General features: G+C 75.2%; 11 protein-coding genes. 1 reads left to right on the top strand and 10 read right to left on the bottom strand.

The genetic code is table 11. The features are described from left to right. Window positions 1-144 precede the first annotated feature (144 nt). Window positions 145-825, bottom strand: a complete 681-nt coding sequence (gene pdxH, locus IG74_RS0141730) for a pyridoxamine 5'-phosphate oxidase (protein ID WP_037827052.1) — start codon at window positions 823-825, stop codon at window positions 145-147. Between the two features lie 300 nt (window positions 826-1,125). Here pdxH and IG74_RS0141725 point away from each other — a divergent pair, with 300 nt between their 5' ends. Continuing rightward, window positions 1,126-2,226, top strand: a complete 1,101-nt coding sequence (locus tag IG74_RS0141725) for a citrate synthase 2 (protein WP_030688407.1) — start codon at window positions 1,126-1,128, stop codon at window positions 2,224-2,226. A 132-nt stretch (window positions 2,227-2,358) separates the two neighbouring features. Here the strand turns inward: IG74_RS0141725 and IG74_RS0141720 are convergent, their stop codons facing one another. From IG74_RS0141720 to IG74_RS0141680, 9 genes are all read right to left on the bottom strand, one after another. After that, window positions 2,359-2,964 (bottom strand): TetR/AcrR family transcriptional regulator, encoded by a 606-nt coding sequence (locus IG74_RS0141720; protein WP_030688405.1) that lies wholly within the window; start codon window positions 2,962-2,964, stop codon window positions 2,359-2,361. Beyond that, complete coding sequence (locus tag IG74_RS0141715) at window positions 2,952-3,692, bottom strand: enoyl-CoA hydratase family protein (RefSeq protein ID WP_030688402.1); 741 nt, start codon at window positions 3,690-3,692, stop codon at window positions 2,952-2,954. The genes IG74_RS0141720 and IG74_RS0141715 overlap by 13 nt, the downstream gene beginning before the upstream one ends. A 22-nt stretch (window positions 3,693-3,714) precedes the next feature. After that, entirely contained in the window at window positions 3,715-4,881 is a 1,167-nt protein-coding gene (locus tag IG74_RS0141710; RefSeq protein WP_030688400.1) for an acyl-CoA dehydrogenase family protein, read from the bottom strand. 5 nt (window positions 4,882-4,886) lie between these two features. Then, a complete protein-coding gene (locus IG74_RS0141705) occupies window positions 4,887-6,815 on the bottom strand; it encodes an acetyl/propionyl/methylcrotonyl-CoA carboxylase subunit alpha (RefSeq protein ID WP_037827050.1) in 1,929 nt (642 codons plus the stop codon). Between the two features lie 12 nt (window positions 6,816-6,827). Next, entirely contained in the window at window positions 6,828-8,426 is a 1,599-nt protein-coding gene (locus tag IG74_RS0141700; RefSeq protein ID WP_030688396.1) for an acyl-CoA carboxylase subunit beta, read from the bottom strand. After that, complete coding sequence (locus tag IG74_RS0141695) at window positions 8,423-10,123, bottom strand: acyclic terpene utilization AtuA family protein (protein ID WP_030688394.1); 1,701 nt, start codon at window positions 10,121-10,123, stop codon at window positions 8,423-8,425. The genes IG74_RS0141700 and IG74_RS0141695 overlap by 4 nt, the downstream gene beginning before the upstream one ends. Then, window positions 10,120-10,923 carry a TIGR03084 family metal-binding protein gene (locus IG74_RS0141690; protein ID WP_030688390.1) on the bottom strand — a complete coding sequence of 268 codons (804 nt, stop codon included), beginning with the start codon at window positions 10,921-10,923 and terminating at the stop codon, window positions 10,120-10,122. The genes IG74_RS0141695 and IG74_RS0141690 overlap by 4 nt, the downstream gene beginning before the upstream one ends. 77 nt (window positions 10,924-11,000) lie before the next feature. Beyond that, window positions 11,001-11,990: an EamA family transporter gene (locus IG74_RS0141685; protein WP_030688389.1), complete on the bottom strand. Its 990-nt coding sequence runs from the start codon at window positions 11,988-11,990 to the stop codon at window positions 11,001-11,003. A 107-nt stretch (window positions 11,991-12,097) separates the two neighbouring features. Beyond that, on the bottom strand, window positions 12,098-14,956 hold the full coding sequence (locus IG74_RS0141680; protein ID WP_030688387.1) for an FAD-binding and (Fe-S)-binding domain-containing protein: 2,859 nt from the start codon (window positions 14,954-14,956) through the stop codon (window positions 12,098-12,100). Window positions 14,957-15,182 lie beyond the last annotated feature (226 nt).

The following is a 15,182-nucleotide window of genomic DNA, read 5'->3' as shown; positions in this document are numbered from 1 at the left end:
GGGCAATCGTCCCGCAGGGCGAGTGGGGCATCCCCTGCTCGGGCGAAGCCGAGAGCTTGGGGAGGGGTGGGCACAGCCCCAGGTGCCGTGCAACCGTTGCGCAGGGCACCGGCAGGGTGCAGCGTGGTGCGGCCCTGGCGCCGGTCAGGGGCTGAGGCGGTGCAGGGTCCAGGTGGCGTCGGTGCGGGTGTAGCGGAGGCGGTCGTGGAGGCGGTTGGTGCGGCCCTGCCAGAACTCGACCGTTTCGGGACGGACGCGGAAGCCGCCCCAGTGCGGCGGCGCAGGCACCTGCTCCCCCTCGGGATACCGCGCGGCCAACTCCGCGTACGCCGAGTCCAGTTCGTCGCGCGAGGCGATCACCGACGACTGCGCGCTGGCCCAGGCGCCGAGCTGGGAGCCGTGCGGGCGGCTGCGGAAGTAGCGGACGGTCTCCTCGCGCCCGGTCCGCTCCGCCGTCCCCGTGACGATCACCTGACGCCCCATCGGATGCCAGGGGAAGAGCAGCGACACGTGCGGGTTGCCCGCGATGTCCCGGGCCTTGCGGGACTCGTAGTTGGTGAAGAAGACGAAGCCGCGCTCGTCGAAGCCCTTCAGGAGCACCGTGCGCGAGCTGGGCCGCCCCTCGCCGTCCACCGTGGACACGACCATCGCGTTCGACTCGGCGAGCACCCCCGCCGGGTCCGCCGCCTCCGCTGCCGCCTGCTGGAACCAGTCCGCGAACTGCTGGAACGGCTCGGCGGGGAAGTCGGCCTCGGCGATGCCGTCGGTGAGGTACTGCGCACGCATGGCGGCCAGGTCTACGGCTGCTGCGGACTCGGAGGCGATGGCGCGGGACTCGGTCACGCGGTCATCTTGCCGTATACGAATGCCGGGGCACGAAGCGGCAGTCGGCGGGCGTGCGGCCCCGGCGCGCCCCACCATGAGGTGATGTGTGGCACTGAGTGCCGCAGTCCATCGCGAAGGGTGGCACCAAGGGTTATCGTGCCGAAACCGTTTCGGTCGGGTGACCTCCGGCCGCGCGGGGCATCACCGGGTTACCCCAGAGCATCGCCGGATCACTGGTCGCACGCATCTGTCGACCACAGCTGTCGTACACATCTCGTACCCATCATGAGGAGCCGCCTGATGTCCGACTTCGTACCCGGACTTGAAGGAGTCGTCGCGTTCGAGACGGAGATCGCCGAACCGGACAAGGAGGGCGGTGCCCTGCGCTACCGGGGCGTCGACATCGAGGACCTGGTCGGCAGCGTCTCCTTCGGCAACGTGTGGGGCCTGCTCGTCGACGGCGCGTTCAACCCGGGCCTGCCGCCCGCCGAGCCGTTCCCCATCCCCGTCCACTCCGGCGACATCCGCGTCGACGTGCAGTCCGCGCTCGCCATGCTCGCCCCCGTGTGGGGACTGCGGCCGCTGCTCGACATCGACGAGGCGCAGGCCCGTGACGACCTCGCGCGGGCGGCCGTGATGGCCCTGTCGTACGTCGCCCAGTCCGCGCGCGGGCAGGGCCTGCCGATGGTGCCGCAGCGGGAGATCGACAAGGCGGAGACCGTCGTCGAGCGGTTCATGCGGCGCTGGCGCGGCGAGCCCGACCCGCGGCACGTCCAGGCCGTCGACGCGTACTGGACGTCCGCCGCCGAGCACGGCATGAACGCGTCCACGTTCACCGCCCGGGTCATCGCCTCCACCGGCGCCGACGTCGCGGCCGCGCTCTCCGGGGCCGTCGGCGCCATGTCGGGGCCGCTGCACGGCGGCGCGCCCTCGCGGGTCCTCGGCATGATCGAGGAGATCGAGCGCACCGGGGACGCCGTGGCGTACGTGAAGCAGGCGCTGGACCGGGGCGAGCGGCTCATGGGCTTCGGGCACCGGGTGTACCGGGCCGAGGACCCGCGGGCGCGGGTGCTGCGGCGGACCGCGCGGGAGCTGGGCGCGCCGCGCTTCGAGGTGGCCGAGGCCCTGGAGAAGGCGGCGCTCGACGAGCTGCACGCGCGGCGGCCCGACCGGGTGCTCGCCACGAACGTGGAGTTCTGGGCGGCGATCGTCCTCGACTTCGCCGAGGTGCCGGCGCACATGTTCACGTCCATGTTCACGTGTGCGCGGACCGCGGGGTGGTCGGCGCACATCCTCGAGCAGAAGCGGACGGGGCGGCTCGTGCGGCCGTCCGCCCGCTACGTGGGGCCTGCGGCCCGCAGCCCGCGCGACATCTCGGGGTACGCGGACATCTCCGGCTGAGGCCCTACCGGGGGTCCCCGAGCCCGCCCCTTCCCGATCCGGGGGCTGCCGCCCCCGCGCCCCCGCCCTTTTGGCGCTCCGCGCCTCGTCCTCAAACGCCGGACGGGCTGGATGGTGCCGCTCGCGAGGGCACTACCCCAGCGCCCCCGCGACCAGTTGGCCCCACTGGTGGACCACCCGGTCGCGGCGGGGGGCGTCGTCCGTGAGGAGGTTGGCGAGGCCCAGGCCGCGGGCCATGTCGAGGAGGCCCTGGACGGTTTCGCGGGCGCCGGGGCGGGACTCGTCGACGGCGAGGAGTTCGACGGCTATGCGGTGGGTCTCGCGGCCGACGCGGGCCTCCAGCTCGGCCACGCGCGGCCCGAGTTGGGGCTCGTTGGACGCGGCCACCCACAGCTGGAGGGCCGCGCGGAACAGCGGGCCGGTGTAGAGGTCGACCAGGGCGCGGACCACCGCGGCCCGGTCGGCGGCCCCCGCGCCCTCGGGGAACAGGCCGCGCAGCGCGGCGGAGCGCTGCTCGGCGACGTACTCCACGGCGGCCGTGAAGAGGTCCTCGCGGGTCGGGAAGTGGTGCTGGGCCGCGCCCCGCGACACCCCGGCGCGCTCGGACACGACGGTGACCGTCGAGCCGGTCCAGCCGTGTTCGGCCAGACACGCCACGGCCGCCTCCAGGAGCCGCTGCCGGGTGGCCCGGCTGCGGTCCTGCTTGGGCGAACGGTCGGCCTCCGTCACAGCACCCATGGGCGCTCCCGTCGATCCAGGAACGCCGCCACGCCCTCCTGTGCCTCGGCCGAGCTGAAGCGGCGCGCGGACAGGGCGACGGCGGCGTCCGACTCCTCGTCGAATGCGCTGAGAACCTTAGCCGTGAGGAGTTTCTTCGTGTCCGCGAGTGCCCCGGGAGCCGCCTCGCGCAGGCCGTCGAGTACGGGCGCGAGGGCCGTGTCGACGTCGTCGTCGTACGCGGTGACCAGGCCGATCCGGGCCGCCTCCGCCGCGTCGAAGCGCTCCCCGGTGAGGAAGTAGCGGCCCGCGGCGCGCGCGTCCAGGCGGGCGAGGAGCGGTATCGAGATCACCGCGGCGACGACTCCGATGCGCACCTCGGTCAGGGCGAACGACGACTCCGGGCCGCCCGCGACCGCGATGTCGCAGGCGGCGACGAGCCCGAGGCCGCCTGCCCGCACATGGCCGCTCACCCGCGCCACCACGGGCTTCGGCAGGGTCACGATCCGCCGCATCAGCGCCACGAACGCCGCCGGGTCGGGCGGCTGCCGCAGGTCCGCGCCGGAGCAGAACGTCGAGCCCGTGTGCGTGAGCACCACGGCCCGTACGCCGTCGTCCGCCCCTGCCTGCTCCAGGGCGGCCGCCAGCTCGGCGACCAGGGCCCCGGAGAGCGCGTTGCGGTTGGCGGGCGAGTCCAGGGTGAGGGTCACGACGCCCCGTTCGGGCTTCGACGCGGTCACCACGGTCATGGGCACTTCCCTCCGCCGGGGATCAGTAGGACTTGGGCAGGCCGAGGGTCTGGTGCGAGACGTAGTTCAGGATCATCTCGCGGCTCACCGGGGCGATCCGGGCCACCCGGGAGGCGACGATCAGCGAGGCCAGGCCGAACTCCGCCGTCAGGCCGTTGCCGCCGAGGGTGTGCACGGCCTGGTCGACGGCCTTCACACAGGCGTCGGCGGCGGCGAGCTTCGCCATGTTCGCGGCCTCGCCCGCCGCCACGTCGTTTCCCGCGTCGTACAGGTGGGCGGCCTTGCGCGTCATCAGGCCCGCGAGTTCGAGGTCGACGTGGCACTGCGCGAGCGGGTGGGCGATGGCCTGGTGCGCGCCGATGGGGGCCTTCCACACGGTGCGGTCCTTCGCGTACTCCACCGCGCGCGCGAGGGCGAAGCGGCCCATGCCGAGCGCGAACGCGGCCGTCATGATCCGCTCGGGGTTGAGGCCCGCGAAGAGCTGGAGGAGGCCCGCGTCCTCGTCGCCGACGAGCGCGTCGGCGGGCAGCCGCACGTCGTCGAGGACCAGCTCGAACTGCTTCTCGGCCGCCTTGAGTTCCATGGCGATCGGGCGCCGCTGGAAGCCGGGCGCGTCCCTGTCCACGATGAACAGGCACGGCTTCAGGCTGCCGGTGCGGGCGTCCTCCGTGCGGCCCACGATGAGCGTGGCGTCCGCGATGTCGACGCCCGAGATGAACACCTTGCGGCCGGTCAGGAGCCAGTCGCCGGTGCCGGGGTCCTTGCGGGCGGTGGTCGTGATGCGGTGCGAGTTGGAGCCCGCGTCCGGCTCGGTGATGCCGAACGCCATGGTGCGGCTGCCGTCGGCGAGGCCCGGGAGCCAGGCGCGCTTCTGCTCGTCGGTGCCGAAGCGGGCGATCACCGTGCCGCAGATCGCCGGGGACACCACCATCATGAGCAGCGGGCAGCCCGCCGCTCCCAACTCCTCCAGGACGACGGAGAGTTCGGCGATACCGCCACCTCCGCCGCCGTACTCCTCCGGCAGGTTCACGCCGAGGTAGCCCAGCTTGGCGGCGTCCGCCCACAGCTCGTCGGGGTGGGCGCCCTCGCTCACGACGCGGGTCAGGTAGTCGCGGCCGTAGCGGCGGCCGAGCGCGGCGACGGCGGTGCGCAGCGCGGTGTGTTCCTCGGATTCCAGGACTGTGCTCATGCCGGTCATGCTGAGACTTCCTCCCGAGACGTGGATTCCTTGGCTGACGTGTGCTCTTCGTCCCGCTCCTGTACGACGGCGAGGAGCGCGCCCACCTCGACCTGGTGGCCCGGCTCCGCGTGCAGCGCGGTGAGCGTGCCGGAGGCGGGGGCGGTGACGCGGTGCTCCATCTTCATGGCCTCCAGCCAGATCAGCGGCTGCCCGGCGGTGACCTCGGCGCCCTCCGTGAGCCCGTCGGCCACCCTGAGGACCGTGCCCGGCATGGGCGCGAGCAGGGATCCCGGCTCCTGCCGGACGGTCGGCTCCGGGAGCGGGGGCAGCGCCACGAGGGCCACGTTCCCGACGTGGACCCGGCCGGAGTCGTCGTAGCGGGAGACGGTGAACTCCCTGCGTACGCCGTCGATTTCGAGGGTCACGCGGTCGGGGGCCGCGGCGATGACGCGGACGCCGTCCGCGTGGAGGCCGTCCCTCGTCCGCGTGTACCGCACCTCGTGCTCGGTGCCGTCGGCCGCGCGGTACCGCTTCACCTGCGGCTGCGAGCGCAGGTTGCGCCAGCCGCCGAAGCGGGAGCGGCCGCAGGAGTCGGCCAGGGCGGCGGCCAGCGGGGCGTACCGGACCTGCGGGCCCGCGTCGTCGGGGCCGGTCAGCTCGGCCAGGTGCCGGTCGTAGAAGGACGTGTCCATGCGCCCGGCGGTGAAATCGGGGTGGCGCAGCGAGCGGACGAGCAACGCGCGGTTGGTGACGGGTCCGTGGACGACGGTCCGCTCCAGGGCGCCCGCCAGTCTGCGGATCGCCTCGGCGCGCGTGGGCGCGTGCGCGACGACCTTCGCCAGCATGGCGTCGTAGTGCACGCCGACCGTGTCGCCGTCGGCGTAGCCCGTGTCCAGGCGCACCCCTTCGGGCACGGCGACGCGGTGCAGGGCGCCGGTCTGCGGGGCCCACCCGGCCGCCGGGTCCTCCGCGTACAGACGGGCCTCGACGGCGTGTCCGACGGGCCGGGGCGGGCGCGGCCCCTCCAGGGGGTGGCCCTCGGCGACGCGGATCTGGAGCGCGACCAGGTCGACCCCGCACACCTCCTCGGTCACGGGGTGCTCGACCTGGAGGCGCGTGTTCATCTCCAGGAAGTGCGGGGTGCCGTCGGCGGCGACCAGGAACTCGACGGTGCCCGCGCCCCGGTAGCCGACCTTGTGGGCGGCGCGCGTGGCCAGCTCGCCCAGGCGCTCGACGAGGGCGTCGGGCAGGCCGGGCGCCGGGGCCTCCTCGATGACCTTCTGGTGGCGGCGCTGGAGGGAGCAGTCGCGCGTGCCGAGCGGCCACACGGTGCCGTGCGCGTCGGCGACGAGCTGCACCTCCACGTGCCGTCCGCCCTCCACGTACGGCTCGACGAACACCTCGCCGTCCCCGAAGGCACTCGCGGCCTCCGCACCCGCGGCCGCCAACTCGCCCGCGAGGTCGTGGAGTTCCCGTACGACGCGCATGCCGCGGCCACCGCCGCCGGCCGCCGCCTTCACCAGGACCGGCAGGTCCGCCTCCGTGACGTCCGCCGGGGCGAGCGGCGCGAGGCCCATCAGCTCCTTCGCGCGGGTCTTGGACGCCATCGTCTCGATGGCGTCCGGGGGCGGCCCGATCCAGGTGAGGCCCGCGCCGGTGACCGCGCGCGCGAACGCGGCGTTCTCGGACAGGAAGCCGTACCCGGGGTGGACCGCGTCCGCGCCCGTCGTCCGGGCGGCCGCCACGATCAGGTCGCCGCGCAGATAGGTCGCGGCCGGGGCCGCGCCGGGCAGGCGTACCGCCTCGTCGGCCTCGCGGACGTGCAGGGCGTCCGCGTCGGCGTCGGAGTACACGGCGACGGTAGCGATGCCGAGCTCCCGGCAGGTGCGGAAGACCCGGACGGCGATCTCGCCCCGGTTGGCCACGAGCAGCTTCGAGATCACGGGGACCGCCTCTCACATGCGGAAGACGCCGAAGCCGCCGCGCGCGCCTTCGTAGGGGGCTGTGTGCAGAGCCGACAGGCAGATGCCGAGGACGGTGCGGGTGTCGCGCGGGTCGATCACACCGTCGTCGTAGAGCCGTCCGGAGAGGAACATCGGCAGCGACTCGGCCTCGATCTGCTGCTCCACCATGGCGCGCAGGGCCGCGTCGGCCTCGTCGTCGTACGGCTGCCCCTTCGCGGCGGCCGACTGCCGGGCGACGATCGACAGGACGCCCGCGAGCTGCTGCGGGCCCATGACGGCCGACTTGGCGCTGGGCCAGGCGAAGAGGAAGCGGGGGTCGTAGGCGCGCCCGCACATGCCGTAGTGCCCGGCTCCGTACGAGGCGCCCACGAGCACGGACAGGTGCGGGACCCGCGAGTTGCTCACCGCGTTGATCATCATCGAGCCGTGCTTGATGATGCCGCCCTGCTCGTACTCCTTGCCGACCATGTAGCCGGTGGTGTTGTGCAGGAAGAGCAGCGGGATGTCGCGCTGGTTGGCGAGCTGGATGAACTGGGCGGCCTTCTGCGACTCCGCGGAGAACAGCACGCCCTGGGCGTTGGCGAGGATCCCGACGGGGTAGCCGTGAAGGCGGGCCCAGCCGGTGGTGAGCGAGGCCCCGTACAGGGGCTTGAACTCGTCGAAGTCGGAGCCGTCGACGATCCGGGCGATGACCTCGCGCGGGTCGAAGGGCGTGCGCAGGTCGCCCGGGACGACGCCGAGGAGTTCGTCGGCGTCGTGCTTGGGGGGCTCGGCGGGCGGCGGATCGGCGTACGCCTTGCGCCAGTTGAGCCGGGCGACGACCCGGCGGGTCTGGCGCAGCGCGTCGTGCTCGTCCTGGGCGAGGTGGTCCGCGAGGCCGGAGGTGCGGGCGTGCATCTCGGCGCCGCCGAGCGACTCGTCGTCGCTCTCCTCGCCGGTGGCCATCTTCACCAGGGGCGGGCCGCCGAGGAACACCTTCGCCCGCTCCTTGACCATGATCACGTGGTCGCACATGCCGGGTACGTAGGCGCCGCCCGCGGTGGAGTTGCCGAAGACGACGGCGATGGTCGGGACGCCCGCCGCCGAGGCCTGCGTGAGGTGTTTGAACAGGGCGCCGCCCGGGATGAAGATGTCCTTCTGCGAGGGCAGGTCGGCGCCGCCCGACTCCACGAGGTGGATCGAGGGGAGCCGGTTCGCGTGCCCGATCTCGTGCGCGCGGAAGGCCTTCTTCAGCGTCCAGGGGTTGCTGGCGCCGCCGCGCACGGTCGGGTCGTTGGCGGTGATGAGGCACTCGACGCCCTCGACGACGCCGATGCCGGTCACCATGGAGGCGCCGACGGGGTACTCGCTGCCCCAGGCGGCGAGCGGGGACAGCTCCAGGAACGGCGTGTCCGGGTCGAGGAGCAGCTCGATCCGCTCCCGGGCGAGGAGCTTGCCGCGCCCCCGGTGCCGCTGGACGTACTTCTCGCCGCCGCCCTCCAGGGCCTTGGCCTGCTCGGCGTCGAGCTCGGCGAGCTTGGCGAGCATGGCCTCGCGGTGGGCGGCGTACTCGGGGCTCGCGGTGTCGAGCGCGGACGCGAGGACGGTCACAGGAGCTCCTCCGGGACGTCCAGGTACCGGGACCGCAGCCATTCGGCGAGGCCCTTGGCCTGGGGGTCGAAGCGGGACTGGGAGGCGACGCCCTCGCCGAGGATGCCGTGGACGGTGAAGTTGAGGGCGCGCAGGTTCGGCAGGAGGTGCCGGGTGACCTCCAGCGGCCGGCTCTCGGGGATCAGCGTCCGGAACGCGTCGACCGTCAGGCGGTGGGCCAGCCACCGCCACGCGTCGTCGGTGCGCGCCCACACCCCCACGTTCGCGTCCCCGCCCTTGTCGCCGCTGCGGGCGCCCGCCACGTACCCGAGCGGGACCCTGCGGGTGCGCCCCTCGTGCGCCGGCGGCTCGGGCAGCGGGGGCGGTTCGGGGTCGGTCAGGCCGCGGGTCCGCGCCGCCGCCGGTATCTCCGCGCGCCGCCCGTCCGGGAGGACCGCGACCTGCCGCACGGTGCCCGCCGGGACGTGGGCCGCCTCGAACACCCCGTACGGCGTGCCCTTGCCGGGCGGGGCCGTGACGTGGAAGCCCGGGTAGCTGCCGAGGGCCAGCTCCACGGCGGCGCCGCTGAGGGCGCGGCCCACCGCCGCCGCGTCGGGATCGCGGACGACGAGCCTCAGCAGCGCGCTCGCGCTCTCCTCGGTCGCGGCGTCGCGGTGGTCGGTGCGGGCGAGCTCCCAGCGGACCTCCGCGGGGCGGGACTTGGCGCTGCCGAGGGCGTCCTCGACCTGGGCGCGGACCAGTTCGGCCTTGGCCTCGACGTCGAGGCCCGTGAGCACGAACACGACCTCGTTGCGGTAGCCGCCGAGCCGGCTCAGGCCGACCTTGAGCGTGGGCGGCGGGGGCTCGCCGACGGCGCCTTCGATCCGGACGCGGTCGGGCCCGTCCTGCCGCAGCCGTACCGAGTCCAGGCGCGCGGTGACGTCGGGGCCCGCGTACCGGGCGCCGGAGGTCTCGTACAGCAGCTGCGCGGTGACCGTGCCGACGTCCACGACGCCGCCGGTGCCGTCGTGCTTGGTGATGACGCTGGAGCCGTCCGCGTGGATCTCGGCGAGCGGGAAGCCGGGGCGGCGCAGCGCGGCGGGGTCGTGCTCGGTGAAGAACGCGTAGTTGCCGCCGGTCGCCTGGGTGCCGCACTCCAGGACGTGCCCGGCGACGACGGCCCCCGCGAGCTGGTCGTACGCGTCCGGGGCCCAGCCGAAGCGGGCGGCGGCGGGCCCGCTGACGAGGGCGGCGTCGGTGACCCGCCCGGTCACCACGACGTCGGCGCCCGCGCGCAGGGCCTCGGCGATGCCGAAGCCGCCGAGGTAGGCGTGGGCGGTGAGGGCGCCGGGGAAGCGGGCGCCCAGGTCGTCGCCCTCCACGTGCGCCACGCGCGTGGGCAGGCCGAAGCGCGCGGCCGCCGTGCGCAGGGCCCTGGCGAGCCCGGCCGGGTTCAGGCCGCCCGCGTTGGTGACGATGCGCACGCCCCGGTCGTGGGCCTCGCCCAGGCACTCCTCCATCTGCTTCAGGAAGGTCCTGGCGTAGCCGAGGTCGGGGTCCTTGAGGCGGTCGCGGCCGAGGATGAGCATGGTCAGCTCGGCGAGGTAGTCGCCGGTCAGGACGTCGAGGGGGCCGCCGGTGAGCATCTCCCGGACGGCGTCGAAGCGGTCGCCGTAGAAGCCGGAGGCGTTGCCGATCCGCAGGGGCGCCTCCGTCACCGCCGGCCGCCCTTCGGCGCGCGCCCGGCGCCGGGCGGGCCCGCGAAGGCCTGGGCGATGTCCAGCCAGCGGTCGGCGTCGGCGCCCGCCGCGCGGACGGCGAGGTCGTCGCGGTGCGCGCGCCGGGTGACCAGGAGGCAGAAGTCGAGCGCGGGCCCGGTGACCCGCTGGCCCGCGCCCTCGGGCCCGTACGTCCACAACGAGCCGTCCGGCGCGACCAGTTCGACGCGGAACTCCTCCCCGGGGGCGGCGAGGCCGCGCACGGCGTAGGCGTAGTCCCGGGCCCGCACGCCGATGCGGGCGACGTGCCGGAGGCGGGCCGTGGGGGCGCGGGTCGCGCCGAGCGTGTCGGCGAGGTCCTGGCCGTGGGCCCAGGTCTCCATGAGCCGCGCGGTCGCGACGGCCGCGGGCGACATGGGCGGCCCGTACCAGGGGAAGCGGGCCTTGGGCGGGGCCGCGCGCAGGGCCTGTTGGAGCGCGTCGCGGCCGGTGCGCCAGCTCTTGAGGAGCTCGGCGGGCGGCCGCGCGGCGCCCTCGCGGGCGCCGTCGTCGACGAAGGTGTCCGGCGCCTCCAGGGCGGCGGCCGCCTGCGCGGCGAACGCGTCGGGGTCGGTCGCGGCGAGCAGCGCGGCCCGGTCGGTCCAGGCGAGGTGCGCGATCTGGTGGGCGACGGTCCAGCCGGGCGCGGGCGTGGGCAGCGCCCACCGCTCCGGCTCCAGGTCACCGACGAGGCGGTCGAGTTCGTCGCTTTCGTCACGCAGATCGTCGAGTACGCCGATGACGGCGCGGGCGTCGGACACGGTGCGCTCCCCTCAGGGCACGGCGGTGTGCCCTGGGAGCATGGCAGCGCCCATAGAAACAATCAAGCGTGCTTGGATTATTCGTCCGGGAGGCCCTTCGCCCTGCCGCGCCCCACCTGCGTGCGGACCGCGCCCATGCTGGCGGCGATGACCAGGGCGATGGCCAGGCCCTCGACGAGGGTCAGGCCCTGGTCGAGGATGAGGAAGCCGGCGACGGCGGCGATGGCCGGTTCCAGGCTCATCATGACCGCGAAGGTGGACGCGGGCAGGCGCCTGAGGGCGAGGAGTTCGAGGGTGTAGGGCAGCACGGAGGACATCAGGGCGACGGCGGCGGCGAGGCCGAGGGTGCTGGGCACGGTGAGCTTCGAGCCGGACTCCGCGATGCCGAGCGGGAGGGCGAGCACGGCGCCGACGGCCATGGCCAGGGCGAGGCCGTCGGCCTGCGGGAAGCGGCGTCCCGTGCGGGCGCTGAAGACGATGTACAGCGCCCAGGCGGCCCCCGCGGCGAGCGCGTAGGCGACGCCGACCCGGTCCAGGCTCCCGAAGCCGCCGCCTCCGCCGAGCAGGAAGACGCCGCAGAGGGCGAGCCCCGCCCAGACCACGTTCACCAGGCGGCGGGAGGCGAGGACGGAGAGCGCGAGCGGGCCGAGCACTTCGAGGGTGACGGCAGGGCCCAGCGGGATGCGGGCGACGGCCTGGTAGAAGAGGCCGTTCATGGCGGCGAGCGTGACGCCGAAGGCCAGGACCGTGCCCCAGTCGGCGCGCGAGTGCCCGCGCACCCGGGGCCGGCACACCACGAGGAGGATCACGGCGGCGAACAGGAGCCGCAGCGTCACGATGCCGAGCGCGCCCGCGCGCGGCATCAGGCTGACGGCGACGGCCCCGCCGAACTGCACGGAGACACAGCCCGCGAGCACCAGACCGAGGGGCCCGAGCGCGGCACCGCGCCCTCCGCCGCCCCCGGGAGCGGGCGCGGCGCCGGGCACCCCCGCCGCCTCCGGCTGCGCCACCGTGGCGGGCGCGGCAACGGCCGCCTCCACCGCCCCGTCCGTCCGCGATACGTTCACGCCGAGCCCGCCTCACAGTCCAGCTTCCTGCACTCTTACGTACAAGGTAATGGACTACGTCTGGGATGTCGAAGCAGTTCGCAGCGTACGAAGCCCGGGGCGGGCCGTTAAGCCCCGTCGGCTAAGCCCCGGTCCGCCCCGCCGTCCGCCTCGTCGTCCAGGGCCTGGGCGAGGACCTCCGCCAGATGGCGTCCGCGCACCCCCGCCAGCTGCTCCAGCTGCGTACGGCAGGAGTACCCGTCCGCCAGGATCGCGGTGCCGGGCGCGGCCGCGGCCACCGACGGCAGGAGCTGCTCGTCGGCGCAGGCCTTCGACACCTCCCAATGCCCCTTCTCGAAGCCGAAGTTGCCCGCGAGGCCGCAGCAGCCGCCGCTCAGCCCGCCCGTCAGGCCCGCCTTCTCCCGCAGCCTGCGGTCGGCCGCGTCGCCCAGGACCGCGTGCTGGTGGCAGTGGGTCTGGCCCGCCACCGGCCGGTCGAGGCGCGGGGGCCGCCAGTCGGGGGCGTACTCCTCCAGGGCCTCGGCGAAGGTGCGGACGGAGTCGGCGAGCACGCGCGCGTGCGGGAAGTCGGGGGTCTCGGCGGCGAGGTCCACCAGGTCCGCCTTGAGGGCGGCCGCGCAGCTCGGCTCCAGGACGACGACCGGGGTGCCCGCCTCCAGGAACGGGCGCATCCGGGCGAGGGTGCGCCGCTGCACGGCCCGCGCCCGGTCCAGCTGGCCCGTCGAGACGTACGTCAGACCGCAGCACACGCCCCCCGGCGGCAGCTGGACGGTGAGGCCCGCGGCCTCCAGGACGCGTACGGCGGCCCGCCCCACGGCGGGCGAGAGGTGATCGGTGAACGTGTCCGGCCACAGCACCACCGCGCGCCCCGCCCCGTGCGCCCGCGGCCGCCCGCGCCACCAGCGGCGGAACGTCCGCGGCGCCAGTCGCGGCAGCGCGCGGCGCGGCTCGATGCCGCCGATACGCCGGGCGAGGGCCGCGAGCGGGGGCAGCGCGGCCAGGGCGTTGACGAGGCGCGCGGTGCGCGTGGCCGCGACGGCGCGCAGCCAGCGCGGCAGCCAGCCCAGGGCGTAGTGCGCGGCGGGCCGCACCCGGCCCGCGTAGTGGTGGTGCAGGAACTCCGCCTTGTACGTGGCCATGTCCACGCCCACCGGGCAGTCGGAGGCGCAGCCCTTGCAGGACAGGCACAGGTCGAGGGCGTCCCGCACCTCCGTGGACCGCCAGCCGCCGGTGACCACCTCGCCCGCGAGCATCTCGTGCAGGAGCCGGGCCCGGCCGCGCGTGGAGTGCCGCTCCTCGCCCGTCGCGCGGAACGACGGGCACATCACGCCGCCGCCCGCCGTCGCCGTCGTCGTACGGCACTTGGCGACGCCGACGCAGCGGCGCACGGCGGCGGCGAAGTCGCCGTTGTCGTGCGGGTAGCCGAAGGCCGTGGCCGGCGGGCCCACCGGCTCGCGCGGCAGCACGCCGAAGCGGAGGTTCGCGTCGAGCGGGGCCGGGCGGACCAGCATGCCCGGGTTCAGCAGGCCCGCGGGGTCCCAGAGGTCCTTGGCCCGCTCGAAGAGCCGCACCAGGTCGGGCCCGTACATCCGGGGCAGCAGCTCCGCGCGGGCCTGTCCGTCGCCGTGCTCGCCCGACAGGGAGCCGCCGTGCGCGACGACGAGGTCCGCGAGGTCCTCCGAGAACCGCCGGAAGCGGGCCACGCCGGGGCCCGTGAGCAGGTCGAAGTCGATGCGCACGTGGATGCAGCCGTCGCCGAAGTGCCCGTACGGGGTGCCGCGCAGGCCGTGCTCGGCGAGCAGCGCGCGGAAGTCCCGCAGATACGGGCCGAGCCGGGCGGGCGGCACCGCGCAGTCCTCCCAGCCGGGCCAGGCCTCGCTGCCGTCCTGCATCCGGGTCGCCGTGCCCGACGCGTCCTCGCGCACCCGCCACAGGGCGCGCTGCGCGGCCGCGTCGGTGACCACCACCGCGTCCACGCAGTCCGCGGCCCGCGCGATCGCGGCGGCACGGGCGTGCGCGTCGGCCGGGACCTCGCCGCCCGTCTCCACGAACAGCCAGGCGCCGCCCTTGGGCAGCCCTTCGGCGTCCCGTACGAGGTCCGCGGCCATGCCCTCGACCGTCAGCGGCCCGTACGGCAGGAGTCCCGCGGCCGCCTGGGCCGCCGCGCTCTCGTCGGCGTAGCCCAGGACGGCGAGCGCGCGGGCGGGCGGCGCCTCCACGAGGCGGACCGTGGCCTCCGTCAGGACGCCGAGGGTGCCCTCGCTGCCGCAGAAGGCGCGGGTCGGGTCGGGGCCGCCGCCCTCCGGGAGCAGGGCGTCGAGGGCGTAGCCGGAGATGCGCCGGGGCAGGTCGGGGAAGCCCGTCCGCAGCGGGGCGAGGTGGGCGTCGACGAGGGCCCGCAGCCCCTCGGGGGCGCCGTCCCAGGAGCCGGGCGCGAGCGTGACGGCGGTGCCGTCGCCGCGCACGACCGCCAGCTCCCGGACGTTGTCCGCCGTCGTCCCCCAGGCCACCGAGTGCGCTCCGCAGGAGTTGTTGCCGATCATGCCGCCGAGGGTGCAGCGGCTGTGCGTCGACGGGTCGGGGCCGAAGGTGAGGCCGTGCGCGGCCGCGGCGGCGCGCAGCGTGTCCAGGACCACGCCCGGCTGGACCCGGGCCGTCCGGGCCCGCGGGTCGAGGTCCACGATCCCCGTCATGTGCGCGGTGAAGTCCAGGACCACGCCGGTGCCGGTCGCCTGGCCCGCGATGGAGGTGCCGCCGCCGCGGGGCACCACGGGGGTGGCGTGCGCCCGGCAGACGGCCAGGGCCGCGGCCACGTCCGCCGCGTCGCGCGGGGCGACCACCGCCGCCGGGACCCGGCGGTAGTTGGAGGCGTCCATGGTGACCAGGGCCCTCGCCGTGGGCGTCGCGTCCACGCCGCCCCGCACCGCCCGCCGCAGCGCCCGCACCAGCTCCGTCTCCGCACCCATGCCCGAAAGCCTGCCCCGGGCCCCGCCCGCGTAACAGGGCCCACGCCCTGACCCTGCCCACACACGCCTCCTCGCGCCCGGGTCCGGCGCGGCCCCTGCTCCAACGGCGGGGCGGGTCTCCCCAAGCTCTCGGCTCCGCCCGAGCAGGGGATGCCCCACTCGCCCAGCGGGCCGATTGCCACAGCGGGGGGCATCCGGGGAGCCACCCCCGCCGGGGTGGTCCCAC

Origin of the sequence: Streptomyces sp. NRRL B-1347 (assembly GCF_000720325.1) — a bacterium.
GTDB lineage: Bacteria > Actinomycetota > Actinomycetes > Streptomycetales > Streptomycetaceae > Streptomyces.
Note: the sequence above shows the minus strand (reverse complement) of the source record. Positions and strands in the feature narration are given on the sequence as shown.

Bases quoted from the DNA above. Each gene is read 5' to 3' on its own strand.
- IG74_RS0141715 (WP_030688402.1), bottom strand. From the start codon at position 3,692: ATGACCGTGGTGACCGCGTCGAAGCCCGAACGGGGCGTCGTGACCCTC.
- IG74_RS0141710 (WP_030688400.1), bottom strand. From the start codon at position 4,881: ATGAGCACAGTCCTGGAATCCGAGGAACACACCGCGCTGCGCACCGCC.
- IG74_RS0141725 (WP_030688407.1), top strand. From the start codon at position 1,126: ATGTCCGACTTCGTACCCGGACTTGAAGGAGTCGTCGCGTTCGAGACG.
- IG74_RS0141680 (WP_030688387.1), bottom strand. From the start codon at position 14,956: ATGGGTGCGGAGACGGAGCTGGTGCGGGCGCTGCGGCGGGCGGTGCGG.
- IG74_RS0141720 (WP_030688405.1), bottom strand. From the start codon at position 2,964: ATGGGTGCTGTGACGGAGGCCGACCGTTCGCCCAAGCAGGACCGCAGC.